The 16,372-nt window shown below is 34.4% G+C and carries 14 protein-coding genes and 1 riboswitch; all 14 genes read left to right on the top strand.

Annotation, left to right across the window (positions count from 1 at the left end):
* The first annotated feature begins 112 nt into the window (after positions 1 to 112).
* The 14 genes from Q4487_RS06570 to Q4487_RS06505 all read left to right on the top strand — a co-directional run bounded on the left by Q4487_RS06570 (position 113) and on the right by Q4487_RS06505 (position 16,367).
* On the top strand, positions 113 to 1,276 hold the full coding sequence (locus tag Q4487_RS06570; RefSeq protein WP_303540738.1) for a PLP-dependent aspartate aminotransferase family protein: 1,164 nt from the start codon (positions 113 to 115) through the stop codon (positions 1,274 to 1,276).
* Positions 1,277 to 1,386: 110 nt separating this feature from the next.
* Positions 1,387 to 1,794 carry an Rrf2 family transcriptional regulator gene (locus Q4487_RS06565; protein ID WP_013621534.1) on the top strand — a complete coding sequence of 136 codons (408 nt, stop codon included), beginning with the start codon at positions 1,387 to 1,389 and terminating at the stop codon, positions 1,792 to 1,794.
* 212 nt (positions 1,795 to 2,006) lie between these two features.
* On the top strand, positions 2,007 to 2,270 hold the full coding sequence (locus Q4487_RS06560) for a DUF2061 domain-containing protein (RefSeq protein WP_013621535.1): 264 nt from the start codon (positions 2,007 to 2,009) through the stop codon (positions 2,268 to 2,270).
* Positions 2,271 to 2,288: 18 nt separating this feature from the next.
* Positions 2,289 to 2,912: a phosphoadenosine phosphosulfate reductase family protein gene (locus Q4487_RS06555; protein ID WP_013621536.1), complete on the top strand. Its 624-nt coding sequence runs from the start codon at positions 2,289 to 2,291 to the stop codon at positions 2,910 to 2,912.
* Positions 2,913 to 2,967: 55 nt separating this feature from the next.
* The gene (cysD, locus tag Q4487_RS06550) at positions 2,968 to 3,903 is read left to right on the top strand and encodes a sulfate adenylyltransferase subunit CysD (RefSeq protein WP_075695817.1); all 936 of its coding nucleotides are present in this window, start codon (positions 2,968 to 2,970) and stop codon (positions 3,901 to 3,903) included.
* Positions 3,904 to 4,014: 111 nt separating this feature from the next.
* The gene (locus Q4487_RS06545; protein WP_013621538.1) at positions 4,015 to 5,262 is read left to right on the top strand and encodes a sulfate adenylyltransferase subunit 1; all 1,248 of its coding nucleotides are present in this window, start codon (positions 4,015 to 4,017) and stop codon (positions 5,260 to 5,262) included.
* 104 nt (positions 5,263 to 5,366) lie between these two features.
* The gene (locus Q4487_RS06540; protein ID WP_303540740.1) at positions 5,367 to 7,457 is read left to right on the top strand and encodes a HEPN domain-containing protein; all 2,091 of its coding nucleotides are present in this window, start codon (positions 5,367 to 5,369) and stop codon (positions 7,455 to 7,457) included.
* 4 nt (positions 7,458 to 7,461) lie between these two features.
* Positions 7,462 to 8,244 carry a uroporphyrinogen-III C-methyltransferase gene (gene cobA, locus Q4487_RS06535; RefSeq protein ID WP_303540742.1) on the top strand — a complete coding sequence of 261 codons (783 nt, stop codon included), beginning with the start codon at positions 7,462 to 7,464 and terminating at the stop codon, positions 8,242 to 8,244.
* 63 nt (positions 8,245 to 8,307) lie between these two features.
* A complete protein-coding gene (locus Q4487_RS06530; protein ID WP_303540744.1) occupies positions 8,308 to 8,895 on the top strand; it encodes a bifunctional precorrin-2 dehydrogenase/sirohydrochlorin ferrochelatase in 588 nt (195 codons plus the stop codon).
* Between the two features lie 49 nt (positions 8,896 to 8,944).
* Positions 8,945 to 10,006, top strand: a complete 1,062-nt coding sequence (locus tag Q4487_RS06525) for an NAD(P)/FAD-dependent oxidoreductase (RefSeq protein WP_013621542.1) — start codon at positions 8,945 to 8,947, stop codon at positions 10,004 to 10,006.
* Between the two features lie 127 nt (positions 10,007 to 10,133).
* A riboswitch (SAM riboswitch) is annotated at positions 10,134 to 10,251 on the top strand.
* Between the two features lie 200 nt (positions 10,252 to 10,451).
* Positions 10,452 to 11,459: a homocysteine S-methyltransferase family protein gene (locus Q4487_RS06520; RefSeq protein ID WP_303541297.1), complete on the top strand. Its 1,008-nt coding sequence runs from the start codon at positions 10,452 to 10,454 to the stop codon at positions 11,457 to 11,459.
* Entirely contained in the window at positions 11,459 to 14,149 is a 2,691-nt protein-coding gene (gene metH, locus Q4487_RS06515; RefSeq protein ID WP_303540746.1) for a methionine synthase, read from the top strand. The genes Q4487_RS06520 and metH overlap by 1 nt, the downstream gene beginning before the upstream one ends.
* 113 nt (positions 14,150 to 14,262) lie before the next feature.
* Positions 14,263 to 15,216: a methylenetetrahydrofolate reductase [NAD(P)H] gene (gene metF, locus Q4487_RS06510; RefSeq protein ID WP_303540748.1), complete on the top strand. Its 954-nt coding sequence runs from the start codon at positions 14,263 to 14,265 to the stop codon at positions 15,214 to 15,216.
* Positions 15,217 to 15,278: 62 nt separating this feature from the next.
* Positions 15,279 to 16,367 (top strand): acyloxyacyl hydrolase, encoded by a 1,089-nt coding sequence (locus Q4487_RS06505; RefSeq protein WP_303540750.1) that lies wholly within the window; start codon positions 15,279 to 15,281, stop codon positions 16,365 to 16,367.
* Positions 16,368 to 16,372: the final 5 nt, after the last annotated feature.

Raw genomic sequence — 16,372 nt, 5'->3', positions numbered from 1 at the left:
AACTGGAGATAAGAGAGAAGGGGTAAGAAAATAGAGCATAGAGAATAGAGTAAAGAAAAAAGAATATAGCGCTAATGGCTAATAGCAGATAGTCAAGAATAAAAGAAATACTATGGATAATAAATTTGAAACTAACGCAATACGTACACAAATAGAGCGCTCTCAGTTTTTAGAGCATTCTGCACCTTTATACTTAACATCTAGTTACGTTTTTGAGGATGCAGAAGATATGCGTGCATCTTTTGCAGAGGAAAAAGATAGAAATATCTACTCTAGATATTCTAATCCTAATACGTCAGAATTTATAGAAAAAATATGCAAAATGGAAGGAGCCGAGGCTGGCTTTGCTTTTGCTTCTGGTATGGCTGCTGTGTTTTCAACTTTTGCTGCGTTAGTAGAGAGCGGAGATCATATTATATCATCTAAAAGTATATTTGGCTCTACACATAGTTTATTTGTTAACTTTTTCCCCAAATGGAACGTGACCACAAGTTATTTTGACGCTCATAATTTAGAAGGTATTGAGGCTTTAATCACTCCAAAAACTAAAATTTTATATGCTGAGTCACCTACTAATCCGGCTGTAGATATTTTAGATTTAGAAGTACTAGGTGCTATTGCAAAAAAACACAATCTTATTTTAATTATTGATAACTGTTTTGCATCGCCCTATTTACAACAACCTATAAAGTTTGGTGCAGATTTAGTGATACATTCTGGGACAAAATTAATAGATGGTCAAGGTCGTGTTTTAGCAGGTATAACGGTTGGTAGTGCAGATTTAATAGATAAGGTTTATCGTTTTTCTAGAATATCAGGGCCTGCATTGTCTCCTTTTAACGCGTGGGTATTGTCTAAAAGCTTAGAAACGTTAGCAATAAGAGTAGACAGGCATTCTGAAAATGCATTGAAGTTAGCCGAATATCTAGAGGCGCACCCAAAAGTTAACTGGGTAAAATATCCTTTTTTAAAGTCGCACCCACAATACAAAGTAGCTAAAAAACAAATGAAAGCAGGTGGTTGTATTGTTGCTTTTGAAGTAAAAGGAGGTTTGCAAGCAGGCCAAGAATTTTTTAATGCAATTAAGTTGTTATCGCTTTCTGCAAACCTAGGTGATTCTAGAAGTATTGTAACTCACCCAGCATCTACAACGCATAGTAAACTTGCGGCAGAAGATAGAGTAGCTGTGGGCATTACAGATGGTACGGTTAGAGTTTCTGTAGGTTTAGAACATATAGATGATATTATTGCAGATATAAAGCAAGCATTGGGGTAAGTTGTAGTAATAAAGTATATATTTAGGCTTTTATAATAAGGGTTTAATTTAAAAATAGTTAGCTTAAAATCAGCACTTTTTTAAATCCCAATTTTGCCTATCTTTGTACTATGCTATCCAAAAAAACCAAATACGGGCTTAAGGCCTTAACTTATTTAGCTCAAAAAGAAGATAGGAATCCGGTTCCTATTGGAGAAATTGCGCAACAAAATAACATATCTCAAAAATTTTTAGAGAGTATTTTATTAATGCTTCGTAGAACAGGAGTTTTGTCTTCTAAAAAAGGCAAAGGTGGTGGTTATTACTTAATTAAAGAGCCATCAGAAATTTTAATGACAGATGTTATTAGAGTGTTAGAAGGGCCTATTGCAATGGTACCTTGTGTAAGTTTAAATTTTTATGAAAAGTGTGACGACTGCCCAGATGAGGGTACTTGTTCTGTTCACAAGCTAATGCTAAAAGTAAGAGACAGTGCTTTAGAAATCTATAAAAACACCACTCTTAGTAACCTTATTTAAAAGTCTACATTCTTTTTTTGTTTTTAACTGTATAACAACGCAATTATTCTATTGTGTTCTGTTACAGATACTTCATATTCATCAAAAAAACTTCTTATTTTTTATTAATCTACTAAAACCATAGGATTTATGCGTTTTTTAACAGTTACTATCATTAAAAGTTTTACATTTGTAATTCCTACTAATTAAATAGGGTATTAAAAATTAAGTAAATGATTGCTGATCAATTGATTTTAAATAAAGAAACTTCTAAAGGAAGTTACAAGTCAGACAAACAGTCAGAGAGTCCTAAAAGGAGCATAGTAAAGTCTATTAGCTGGAGAGTAGTGGGTACAATAGACACTGTTTTAATTTCTTGGTTTGTTACAGGAACTTTAAAATTAGCATTCTCTATAGGTTTAATAGAATTAGTTACAAAAATGGTATTGTATTTTTTTCACGAACGTGTTTGGAATTCAATTAAGTGGGGTAAATAACATATAAGTATAGTAAAGATGAGTTTTACAGAAGATATCATAAAAAATTTAAATGCTCAGTTTAGAGGTATTCCGCCAGAAGAAATAATTTCTTGGGCTGTAGAATATGCAAAAAATGCTGTAATAACCACCAATTTTAGACCTTATGAGGTTGCTATATTAAATGCAGTAACAGCAATTAAAAAAGATATTCCTGTTATTTGGTGTGACACTGGTTATAATACACCAAATACATATAAACATGCAGAAGAGTTAATTTCTACACTAGATTTAAACGTAAAACTATATGTGCCTTTACAAACAAGTGCACACAGAGATGCTGTAATGGGAATACCATCTATAGAAGATCCAAAACATAAAGAGTTTACAGAGCAAGTTAAGTTAGAGCCTTTTAAAAGAGCTATGGCAGAACACAAACCAGATGTATGGTTTACTAACTTAAGAAAAGGCCAAACGGCACTTAGAGATTCACTAGGAATTTTAAGCTTAAGCAAAGACGGAATTTTAAAAGTAAGTCCGTTTTACCACTGGTCAGATGTGCAGTTAGATGCATATTTAGCAGAACGTAATTTACCAAACGAACATAAATATTTTGATCCTACTAAGGTTTTAGAGAACAGAGAGTGTGGTTTGCACACTTAGGATAAAGAGGATTAAAAAAGATATAAAACAAAACACCAATATTTTGGAAACATTGATAAAAGATACAAAATCACAAACAACAACCAATGCCTCTTTAGAAGGATTGGGTAATGCTTTGGAGAACGAAGCTATTTACATTTTTAGAGAAGTAGTAGCGCAGTTTGAAAAACCTGTTTTGTTGTTTTCTGGAGGAAAAGATAGTATTACTCTAGTACGTTTGGCACAAAAAGCATTTTGGCCGGCTAAAATACCTTTTCCTTTAATGCATATAGATACAGGTCATAATTTCCCTGAAACTATAGAGTTTAGAGATAAATTGGTTAAAGAATTGGGTGTGGAGCTTATTGTAAGAAATGTACAAGATTCTATAGACCAAGGTAAAGTAGTAGAAGAAACTGGTAAGTATGCAAGTAGAAATATGCTGCAAACTACAACCTTATTAGATGCTATAGAAGAGTTTAAGTTTGATGCCTGTATTGGTGGTGCTCGTAGAGATGAAGAAAAAGCAAGAGCTAAAGAACGTATTTTTTCAGTTCGTGATGATTTTGGACAATGGGATGAAAAGAATCAGCGACCAGAATTGTTTGATATGTTAAACGGTACTATAGAAATAGGTCAAAATGTACGTGTTTTTCCTATTAGCAACTGGACAGAGTTAGATGTGTGGAGCTATATTCAGAAAGAACAAATTGAAATTCCATCAATCTATTTTGCACACAAAAGAAATATCTTTTTAAGAGATGGCTTAATCTGGTCTGCAGAAGATGATGTTGTTTTTAGAGCAGAAGATGAGGTTGTAGAAGAACGTTGGGTGAGGTTTAGAACTGTTGGTGATATGTCTTGTACAGCAGCAGTGTTATCTAAAGCAGATTCTATAGATAAAGTAGTAGAGGAAATTAGAGATTCTAAAATATCTGAACGTGGCGCACGTATAGATGATAAACGTTCTGAAGCTGCAATGGAAAAAAGAAAACAACAAGGGTACTTTTAAAAAGTACAGACTACTTAGTCTAAAGTATATAAGTTAAAAAAGAAGTTTAAAACATAAAAGTAAGAGAAGCAAAGTCTTTGTACTTGCAACTTTATACTTAATACACATAAAATGAACGTACTAAAAATAGCAACAGCAGGTAGTGTAGATGATGGTAAAAGTACCTTAATTGGTAGGTTACTTTACGATACAAAATCACTAACTGAAGATAAACTAGAAGCCATTAAAAAAAGTAGTGAACAACGTGGGTATGATTACCTAGATTTTTCATTAGCTACAGATGGTTTAGTTGCAGAACGTGAACAAGGTATTACTATAGATGTGGCTCATATCTATTTTTCAACACCAACTAAAAGTTACATTATTGCAGATACACCTGGTCACGTAGAGTATACCAGAAATATGGTTACGGGTGCATCAACTTCTCAAGTAGCTATTATTTTAATAGATGCTAGAAAAGGTGTTATAGAACAAACATACCGTCATTTTTTTATCAACAATTTATTGCGTGTTAAAAACGTAATAGTTGCTGTAAATAAAATGGATTTGGTAGACTATTCTGAAGAGGTATTTAATAATATTAAAAAAGACTTTGAAGCTTTAAATGCAAAAAGTACTTATGCAGAACAAATAGTTAGTTATATTCCGGTTAGTGCCTTAAAAGGTGACAATATTGTAGATAAAACAGATGCAATGTCTTGGTATAATGGCGATACAATTTTAGGTCATTTAGAGGAGTTAGAAGCACAAGATTTATATGATGCTGGTAAGGTTCGTTTTCCTGTACAAACAGTAATTAGACCAAAAACAGATGAGTTTCACGATTTTAGAGGGTATGCTGGAAAAATTTCTGGAGGTAGCTTAAAAGTTGGTGATGCCGTAACTGTTTTACCTTCTTTAACTCAGTCTAAAATAAAAGAGATATTCTTTTTTGATAAAACATATGCAGAGGCACCCGCAGGCAGTTCTGTAAATATTACCTTAGAAGATGATATTAACATTACTAGGGGAGATATGCTTGTTAAAACAGATGAACTTCCAAAAATTGAAAAACAAGTTACTGCTACAGTTTGTTGGATGGATAGTAAAAACCTAGTACCAGGAACTAAGTATATTGTGCAACATAATACAAACCGTGTGCTATCTAAAATTGATAGTATAAATAGTGTTATAGCAACAGATTATACGGGAGAACAAGAAAACAATAATAAATTATCTTTAAATGAAATAGGAGAAGTTAGTATTAAACTTAGTAAGCCTATTTATTTTGATAGTTATAACGACAATAAATCTAACGGAGCTTTTATTTTAATTGATGCCCAAACCAATACAACGGCTGGTGCAGGATTTATAAGTTAAGCTAAAAGTCCATACAAAGAAGTGTTTTTACAGGCACTTTTTTATTTAAAATCCTATTAAATCTATAGGATAATAGTAATTATAAAAGCCATAATCATAAGCAAATGCAAAGTTTTAGAACAGAAATAGAAAACCCAGTAGTAGCTAAAGATATTATAGATTTAGAAGCAAAAATTAAACAGTTTAATGACGGTAAGTTAGACGAGGAAAAGTTTAGAAGCTTGCGTTTGGCTCGTGGTATTTATGGTCAGCGTCAGCCAGGCGTACAAATGATTCGTATTAAATTGCCATATGGTAAAGTAACATCTACACAGCTTAAGCGTATTTGTGATGTATCTGAAGAATACTCTACAGGACGCTTGCACATTACTACGCGTCAAGACATACAAATACATTACGTAGATATAGAGCGTACACCAGAACTTTGGGCGCAATTGGCAAAGGATGATATTACTATTAGAGAAGCTTGTGGTAATGCAGTACGTAACATAACAGCTAGTGAAACCGCTGGTATAGATGTAGATGAGCCTTTTGATGTATCTCCGTACGCACACGCAATGTTTCAGTATTTTTTAAGAAACCCGATTAGTCAAGAAATGGGAAGAAAATTTAAGGTTTCTTTTTCTTCTAGTGATGCAGATACAGGACTTTCTTATATGCATGATCTTGGTTTTATTGCAAAAATAGAAAACGGAGTTAGAGGTTTTAAAGTTCTTTTAGCAGGTGGTTTAGGCTCGCAGCCACGCCACGCAGAAGAGTTGTATACTTTTTTAGAGGCCGATAAAATTATTCCGTTAATGGATGGTGTTATTCGTGTTTTTGACAGGTACGGAGAACGTAAAAGTAGAGCAAAAGCCAGAATGAAATTTTTGCTTAAGGATATTGGTTTAGACGGATTTAGAGCATTGTTAGAAGAAGAACAAAATGCAATTCCACAAGATTCTTTTCCTGTAGATGTAGATGCGTATCCAAAGGTAAAAGTAGCAAATGCTAAAGTACCAGAGGTAGCAATTAAAAATACAGAAGCTTTTGAGCAATGGAAAAACACAAACCTTGTGCCTCAAAAACAACAGGGCTATGTAGCTATTGGTATAAAAGTAAAGTTAGGAGATTTTTATATTGAAGAAGCTCGTCAATTAGCAGATTTAGTAGATGCGTATGCAGCCGGAGAATTTCGTTTGTCATTGCGTCAAAACATCCTAATACCTTATGTAAAAGAGGAATTGGTTCCTTTCTTTTATACAGAGCTAGAAAAACTTGGTTTTGTAGAGGCTGGTTATAACAAAGCATCAGATATAACTGCTTGTCCTGGTACAGATACTTGTAATTTAGGTATTGCTAGTAGTACTGGTATTGCAGCAGAGTTAGAAAGAGTAATTACAGAAGAATATCCACAATACATAAACAATAAAGATGTTGTTATAAAAATTAGTGGATGTATGAATGCCTGTGGTCAGCACAATATGGCAAACATAGGTTTTCAAGGGATGTCTGTACGTACAAAAGATAAGTTGGTAGCACCTGCTTTACAAGTATTGTTAGGTGGTGGTAATTTAGGTGATGGTAATGGCGTTTTTGCAGATAAAGTTGTAAAAGTACCAAGTAAAAGAGGCCCAGAGGCATTGCGTTTAATTTTAAACGATTTTGACGCTAATGCAAACGGACAATCATTTACTGAGTATTACAAAGAAAAAGGGGAGCATTATTTTTATGACTTTCTAAAACACCTTACAGCTATAGATAATTTAACTCCAGAAGATTTTATAGACTGGGGAAATACAGAACGCTATGAAAAAGCTATTGGTGTAGGCGAGTGTGCTGGTGTTGTTATAGATTTAATTGCAACTTTATTGTTTGAGAGCGAAGAAAAAATTGAAAACGCTGCTGCTGCATTGGAAGATAAAAAATGGTCTGCTAGTATTTTTCATTCCTATTCTGCAATGGTAAACTCTGCTAAAGCATTGCTTACAGCACAGAACACAAAAACAAATACACATATTAGCATTATTAAAGATTTTGATACTCATTTTGTGTCAAACGGCTTAATAGAATTAAAAACTTCTTTTGAGGAGTTGGCGTTGCAAATAAAAAGCAACAAACCAACGCAAGAATTTGCAGAAGCATACCTTAGAGATTCTAAAGTGTTTTTAGAAGTTGTACAAAAGTTTAGAGAAAAAGAATTAGCAGAAGCTTAAAATTATGACAAACAAACAAAACACAAACGGACTACTTACAGTAGTTGGTGCTGGCCCAGGAGATGCAGAACTTATTACGCTAAAAGCTATTAAAGCATTGCAAAATGCAGATGTTGTTTTGTTTGATGCTTTGGTAAATAAAGAATTGCTAACCTATGCAGCAAATGCAGAGCATATTTTTGTAGGTAAAAGAAAAGGGTGTTACGCGTACCAACAAGAACAAATTAACGAGCTTATTGTAAGCAGAGCAAAAAGTCACGGTAATGTAGTGCGCTTAAAAGGTGGCGACCCATTTATTTTTGGTCGTGGCTCAGAAGAAATGGAATATGCCGCTAGTCACGGTGTAACAGTAGCTATGGTTCCGGGGATTTCTTCTTCAATAGCAGTACCAGCTTTTCAAAATATACCGGTTACAAAAAGGGGAGCTTCAGAGAGTTTTTGGGTAATAACAGGTACAACTAAAAATCATAAATTATCTACAGATGTGCACTTGGCAGCAAAGTCTAGCGCAACAGTAGTAATTTTAATGGGTATGGGTAAATTATCAGAAATAGTAGAATTATTTCAACAACAAGGTAAAGCAGAAACACCTGTGGCAATTATTCAAAACGGAACTACCGTTAATGAAAAAGTTGGTGTTGGTACCATATCAACCATAGAAAAAGTAGTGCAAGAAAATGAGTTGTCTAATCCTGCAATTATTGTTATTGGTGATGTTGTTAGGCATAGAGCGCAATTACATAAAGTACAACAACAGATAAAAACAAAAGAAGTAGTCGTAAATTAAGTGGTACAGTTATTTGGTTATTTTTGATAAGGTAAATAAAACAGTAACACTAAAAATAAAGTAATGGAACGTAACAATTTATATCCAGTTTTTTTAAAAACGTCTCAACTGCACGTGCTAATAGTAGGTGGCGGTAATGTGGCAGAAGAAAAACTACGCTTTTTAACCAAATCTAGTCCAGATGCTGTAGTTACAATGGTATCTCCTTGGTATGCAGAAAAAACACTAGAATTGGCTAATAAATTTAATGTTACAACTATTACAGATGTCTATAATCTAAGCTATTTAGATGGTAAACATATGGTAGTTGCCACTACAGATAATGTAGATGTAAACATACAAGTTTATAAAGATTGTAGGGCGCAATTTAAATTGGTAAACGTAGCAGATAATCCTCCGTATTGCGATTTTTATATGGGCGGAATTGTAACCAAAGGCAATGTAAAAATTGGTATTTCTACCAACGGTAAGTCGCCAACAACAGCAAAACGTTTGCGCCAGTTTTTTGAAGACGTAATACCAGAAGATATTAATAAAATGGTTCAAAACTTAAACGACTATAGAAAAACCATAAAAGGAGATTTTGAAGAAAAAGTAGATAAAATGAACCAGATTACAAGTTCCTTAGTAGATAAAAAAGATAATAATTAAAACATTTAAATGAGAGTAGATACTCATTAGTAAGTACAAAATTAAAATTATGATTAAGACAGATATATTAATTATTGGCGCAGGACCAACAGGATTGTTTACCGTTTTTGAGGCAGGTTTGTTAAAACTAAAATGCCATTTAATAGATGCATTGCCACAACCAGGCGGACAATGTGCAGAGATATATCCTAAAAAACCAATTTATGATATTCCTGCTTTTCCAGAAATTTTAGCAGGCGATTTGGTTACCAATCTAATGGAACAAATAAAATCTTTTGAGCCTGGTTTTACTCTAGCAGAAAGAGCAGATACTTTAGATAAGTTAGACGATGGTACTTTTGTGGTAACCACAAACAAAGGCACAAAGCACAATGCACCAGTAGTTGTTATTGCAGGTGGTTTAGGATCTTTTGAGCCTAGAAAACCGCAAATAGAGAACATTCTTAATTTTGAAGATAAAGGTGTTGCTTATATGATTAAAGACCCAGAAGTATACAGAGACAAAAAAGTTGTTATTGCTGGTGGTGGAGATTCTGCCTTAGACTGGGCAATATTTTTAGCAGACGTAGCAGCAGAAGTATCTTTAGTACACCGTAGAAACGAGTTTAGAGGTGCTTTAGACTCTGTAGAAAAAGCATCAGAACTTGCAAAAGCAGGTAAAATAAAATTGTTTACAGAGGCACAAGTAACCAAACTATACGGAGACGATCATTTAGAGGCTGTAGTTGTAAAATACAACGACGAGGAAAAAGGAGAAAGCTATGTAGAAGTAGATAATTTTATTCCGTTATTTGGACTATCACCTAAATTAGGACCAATAGGAGATTGGGGATTAGAAATAGAGAAAAATGCTATAAAAGTAGACAACTCTTATGATTACCAAACCAACATTCCTGGTGTATATGCCATTGGTGATGTTAACACCTATAAAGGAAAACTAAAACTAATTTTATCTGGTTTTCATGAAGCAGCCGTAATGTGCCAAAGCGCATACCAACGCATAAACCCAGGCAAACGCTATGTAATGAAATACACAACCGTAGGTGGTGTAGAAGGTTTTGATGGTTCAAAAAAAGAAGCCAAAAAAGAAGTTGTACAAAGCATTTCGTAAAAATATTACAATTTTAAGCCTATATGTGTAAAAAACACGTGTAGGCTTAAAAATTACCAGCAATATTTGGTTATAAAAAAGTTGTGCTGTTACTTTGTGGCATAATTAGTTCATTAATACACTGAAAACGTTATCAAGAAAGGTGGAGGGATTAGACCCTATGAAACCTTAGCAACCCTTTATTCTTATTTAAAGAAGGTGCTACATTCTACTAAGTTGTTACAAAACAACACGGCAGATAACTCACAAATTAGTAAAGACATTCACAGTCTTCTCTCATTTACCTTACTTGATATTTTATTTATAGCGTTCCATTTGTTTGCAAGCACAAATGGCCAGGCTTTCTGCTGTATTTTTTGGTTTTAGCAAACAGGTTTTACAAACTGTTGCCACCAAAAAGATGCCGCATCAATCCTTAACGCACAACACAATATTATACGGTACAATGAAAAGTATACAAGACATATTAAAAGAAAGAATTTTAGTGCTAGACGGAGCAATGGGTACAATGTTACAGCGCTACAAATTTACCGAAGAAGATTTTAGAGGCAAACGTTTTGCAGACTGGGAACACCCATTACAAGGCAATAACGATTTACTTTCGCTAACCCAACCAGAAGCCATAGCAGAAGTACATCGTAAATATTTTGCAGCTGGGGCAGACATTGTAGAAACCAACACCTTTTCTGGTACAACCATAGCAATGGCAGACTATTTTATGGAAGATTTAGTGTACGAACTAAATTATGAGTCGGCACGTATTGCAAAACAAGTAGCAGATGAGTTTACTGCAAAAGAGCCACATAAACCAAGGTTTGTAGCAGGTAGTATTGGGCCAACCAATAAAACGGCAAGTATGTCTCCAGATGTTAACGACCCAGGTTTTAGAGGTATTACTTTTGATGAGCTTAGAATAGCCTACAAACTACAAGTAGAAGCTTTACTAGATGGCGGCTCAGATATTTTGTTGGTAGAAACCATTTTTGATACTCTTAATGCAAAGGCTGCATTATTTGCTATAGAAGAAGTAAAAGAAGAACGCAATATAGATGTTCCTATAATGGTAAGTGGTACAATTACAGATGCCTCTGGTAGAACATTATCTGGACAAACAGCAGAAGCCTTTTTAATATCAATAAGTCATATTTCTATTTTAACTGTTGGTTTTAATTGTGCTTTAGGGGCAAACCAATTGGTGCCTCATTTAGAGGTTTTGGCAGCTAAAACAAGTTTTGGAGTATCTGCACATCCAAACGCAGGTTTGCCAAATGCCTTTGGAGAGTATGATGAGACTGCAGAGGAAATGGCTGCACAAATAAAAGAATATTTAGACAAGAGTTTGGTAAACATTGTTGGTGGTTGCTGCGGTACAACACCAGAACATATTACAGCAATTGCCAATTTAGCAAAAGATTACAAACCCAGAAGTATTTCTGCAGAAACGGCATCGTAATGAAAAATGAAAAACCTAAATACTTAAAACTATCCGGACTAGAACCTTTAATTGTTACGGAAAACACCAATTTTATAAATGTTGGTGAGCGTACCAATGTTGCTGGTTCTAAAAAGTTCTTAAGGTTAATAAAAGAAGAAAAGTTTGATGAAGCTTTGGCTATTGCTCGTCACCAAGTAGATGGTGGAGCTCAAATAATAGACATTAATATGGATGACGGACTTATAGATGGCAAAGAGGCTATGGTTAAGTTCCTAAATCTAATTATTGCAGAACCAGATATTTCTAGAGTTCCTATAATGATAGACAGTTCTAAATGGGAAATTATAGAAGCTGGTTTGCAAGTTGTACAAGGTAAGTGTGTGGTAAACTCTATTAGTCTAAAAGAAGGCGAAGCAGAATTTATACACCACGCAAAACTTATTAAGCGTTATGGTGCAGCTGTAATTGTAATGGCCTTTGATGAGGTTGGTCAGGCAGATAATTACGAGCGTAGAATAGAAATAGCTAAACGATCTTATGACGTTCTAGTTAATAAAGTAAACTTTGCTCCAGAGGATATTATTTTTGATCTTAATATTTTTCCTGTTGCCACCGGTATGGATGAGCACAGACGCAACGCTATAGACTTTATAGAAGCTACGGCTTGGGTAAAAGAGAATTTGCCGCATTGTAGTGTAAGTGGTGGCGTTAGTAATGTATCGTTTTCTTTTAGAGGTAACAATCCTGTACGTGAGGCTATGCACTCGGTGTTTTTATATCACGCCATACAGGCAGGTATGAATATGGGAATTGTTAACCCTACTATGTTAGAGGTTTATGATGATATTCCTAAGGAATTATTAGAGCGTGTAGAGGATGTAATGTTAGACCGTAGGGATGATGCTACAGAGCGTTTGCTAGATTTTGCAGATACGGTAGTTGGCAAGGCAAAGGAAAGCACGGTAGATTTATCTTGGAGAGAAAAACCTATACAAAACCGTATAACCAGAGCTTTGGTAAAGGGTATAGACCAGTATATTGTAGAAGATGTAGAAGCAGCTAGGCAAAGTGTAGACAAACCTATAGAGGTTATAGAGGGTCATTTAATGACAGGGATGAACGTTGTTGGTGACTTGTTTGGTAGCGGAAAAATGTTTTTACCACAGGTTGTAAAGTCGGCACGAGTAATGAAAAAAGCGGTTGCTTACTTATTGCCTTACATAGAAGAGGAAAAGCTTAAAAATCCGCAAGAAGGAGGGTCTTCTTCAGCTGGAAAAATTTTAATGGCTACTGTTAAAGGAGATGTACATGATATAGGTAAAAATATTGTGGGTGTTGTTTTGGCTTGTAACAATTATGAGATTGTAGATTTAGGGGTAATGGTGCCGCCAGAAAAAATTATACAAGCAGCAAAAGAACATAATGTAGATGTTATTGGTTTAAGCGGGTTAATAACACCGTCTTTAGATGAAATGGTCTTTTTAGCAAAAGAAATGGAACGCCAAAATTTTAGTGTACCATTGCTTATTGGAGGTGCAACTACAAGCAAAGCACATACTGCCGTAAAAATAGATCCGCAATATAAAAATGCTGTGGTATATGTTAATGATGCCTCTAGAGCGGTAACCGTTGTTGGTGATTTGTTGCAAAAAGAAACAGGAGAAAAATACAAAGAGACTATAAAACTAGATTACGAAGAGTTTAGAAAACAGTTTTTAAAGCGTACCAAACATAAAGAGTATTTGCCTATAGATGCAGCACGTAAAAACAAGTACAAAATAGATTGGAAAACATCAGAAATTATAAAACCAAATACACTTGGAATACAAGTTATAGAGGAATATGATTTAAGTAAGTTGGTAGAGTTTATAGATTGGACTCCGTTTTTTAGAAGCTGGGAGTTGCACGGTAAATTTCCAGATATTTTAACCGATGAAATTGTAGGTACCCAAGCCACAGATTTATTTGCTGAAGCGCAAGAAATGCTCACAAAACTTATTGATGAAAAATTGCTTACTGCAAAAGCAATTTTTGGTTTGTTTAAGGCCAATACAATTAATGATGATGATATTGAACTAGACACATCAAACGGTAAACATACGTTTAGGACCTTGCGTCAGCAATTAAAAAAGTATGCTGGTAAGCCAAACTTTGCATTAGCAGATTTTATTGCGCCAACAGATGCTGGTGTAGATGATTACATGGGATGTTTTTGTGTTAGTACAGGTTTTGGAGCAGAGGAAATTGCAGAGCAGTACCGTAAAGATTTAGACGATTACAATTCTATCATGGTAAAAGCTTTAGCAGATAGGTTAGCAGAGGCTTTTGCAGAATGCCTGCATAAAGACATTAGAACTACTCATTGGGGATATGCTAGTAATGAAACTTTAGATAACGAAGCTCTAATAAAAGAAGAGTATAAAGGTATTAGACCTGCACCAGGATACCCTGCTTGTCCAGATCATTTAGAAAAACCTACTATTTGGGATATTTTAAAAGTAAAAGAAACTATTGGTGTAGAACTTACAGATAGTTTGGCAATGTGGCCAGCAGCATCGGTTTCTGGGTATTATTTTGCGAATCCAGAGGCACGTTATTTTGGAGTAGGAAAAATAAAAGAAGATCAAGTTGAAGATTTTGCAACTAGAAAAAATATAGAGTTAGAGACGGCTTTAAAATGGCTTGCTCCAAATATTGCAGATGATTAAAGTTTTGTTGATGCGTTAGGGATTAAGGTATTGTTGAAGCTCTTTTATGGTTTTTTTGCCATAAAAAGCGACTACCGAAAGCCCGACCGTAGGAACGCCAAAAAAATATAAAAATGAAAGTAACCGACCATATTAAAAACGCAAACGGAAAAACATTGTTTTCTTTTGAGATTATACCGCCTGTAAAGGGTAGAAATATTCAGGAATTGTACGGGAATATAGATCCTTTAATGGAGTTTAAACCGCCCTTTATAGATGTTACTACGTCTAGAGAAGAGTATATTTATATAGACCGTGATGGTTTGTTAGATAAAAAACTTACGCGTATGAGACCTGGTACTGTGGGTATTTGTGCGTCTATAAAACATAAATATGATGTAGATACGGTGCCACATGTTTTATGTGGTGGTTTTACTAGAGAAGAAACCGAGTATTTGTTAGTAGATTGCCATTATTTGGGTATTGATAATGTTATGGCATTACGAGGAGATGCTATGCGAGAAGAGCAGTATTTTGAACCTACAAAAGGAGGGCATAAATATGCGGTTAGTTTGGTAGATCAAATACAGAAACTTAATTGCGGATCTTACTTACATGAGGTTATAGAGACCGATAATTGTGCTGATTTTTGTATTGGGGTTGCAGGTTACCCAGAAAAACATATGGAAGCACCATCTTTATTAACAGACTTAAAACGCTTAAAACAAAAAGTAGATGCAGGTGCAGATTACGTAGTTACACAAATGTTTTTTGATAATAATAAGTATTTTGAGTTTGTAAAAGCAGCTAAAGATTTTGGAATTAATGTGCCAATTATACCAGGTATAAAACCAATTGCTGTTAAAAAACATTTACAATTACTACCACAAGTTTTTAAAATTGATGTGCCACAAGATTTAGTAGATGCTGTTGAAGACTGTAAGGATAATAAAGCAGTACGCCAAGTTGGTATAGATTGGGCAGTGCAACAATCTAAGGAGTTAAAAGCAGCAGGTGTACCTGTATTGCACTACTACTCTATGGGTAAGTCTGATAATATTAAGGCAATAGCAAAGGAACTTTTTTAAATTTTGTAAGTATTAGCTTATAAAGATTTGCTGTGGATGTAAAATTGCTATTTTTGCACGCGATGAATATAAGAATCCTTTTTGTTGCTTTGTTTTCTGTGGGATGTTTTGCCCAGCAGAAAAGTAAAATAGTAATAGATGCTAGTCAGTTTTACGGCTCTATTGCATTACATAATAATAGTATTGCACACTTAATATCTGCGCATCCGGCTGGTTTAATTTTAAGTTACAATAAAAAAACTTTTGGAGATGAGGCTTGGGAACAATTGTATAATTATCCAGATTTAGGGTTCTCGTTTATTTACCAAGATATGAATAATAGCACCTTGGGTAAAAACTATGGTGCGTATGCACATTATAACTTCTATTTTTTTAAGAGAAATGTACAGCTTAGAGTGGGGCAAGGTATTGCCTATACTACAAACCCTTATGATAAAGTAACTAACTTTAGAAACAATGCATATGGGTCTGATATTTTAAGTAGTACTTACGCAATGGTTAATTACCATAAAGAAAATATTTATAAAGGCTTGGGTTTTAAAGCCGGGCTAACATTGGTGCACTATTCTAATGCAAATTTTAAGGCGCCAAATACATCTACAAACACCATTGCGTTAAATGCAGGTTTAACGTATGACTTAGATGGAGGTGAAAAATTACCATATAAGACCATTACAGATACTATAAATTACAACCAACCTATACACTTAAATGTTGCCTTTAGAGGAGGTGTTAATGAGAGTGATGTTATTGGTTTAGGACAGTCTCCTTTTTATATTTTATCGGCTTATGCAGATAAAAGAATTGGAAGAAAAAGTGGGTTTCAGTTAGGTGCAGATGTTTTCTTTTCTAAGTTTTTAAAGGAGTTAATAACATACAATTCTATTGCTTTTCCAGAGAAAAATGTAGATGCTAATGACGATTATAAACGTGTAGGTGTTTTTGTTGGTCACGAGTTATATATTAACCAAATGTCTGTGGTAACACAGTTAGGTTATTATGTGTATTATCCGTTTGATTTTGAAGGAAGAATGTACAATAGAATGGGATTGAAACGTTACTTTGGCGATAAAATGTTTGCAGCTGTAACTTTAAAATCTCATGCAGCTAAAGCAGAGGCAGTGGAATTTGGAGTTGGAATCCGTTTTTAAAAATA

Origin of the sequence: Cellulophaga sp. 3_MG-2023, assembly GCF_030546975.1 — a bacterium.
Taxonomy (GTDB): domain Bacteria; phylum Bacteroidota; class Bacteroidia; order Flavobacteriales; family Flavobacteriaceae; genus Cellulophaga.
The sequence above is the reverse complement of the archived record's forward strand: the minus strand, read 5'-3'. Positions and strand labels throughout refer to the sequence as shown.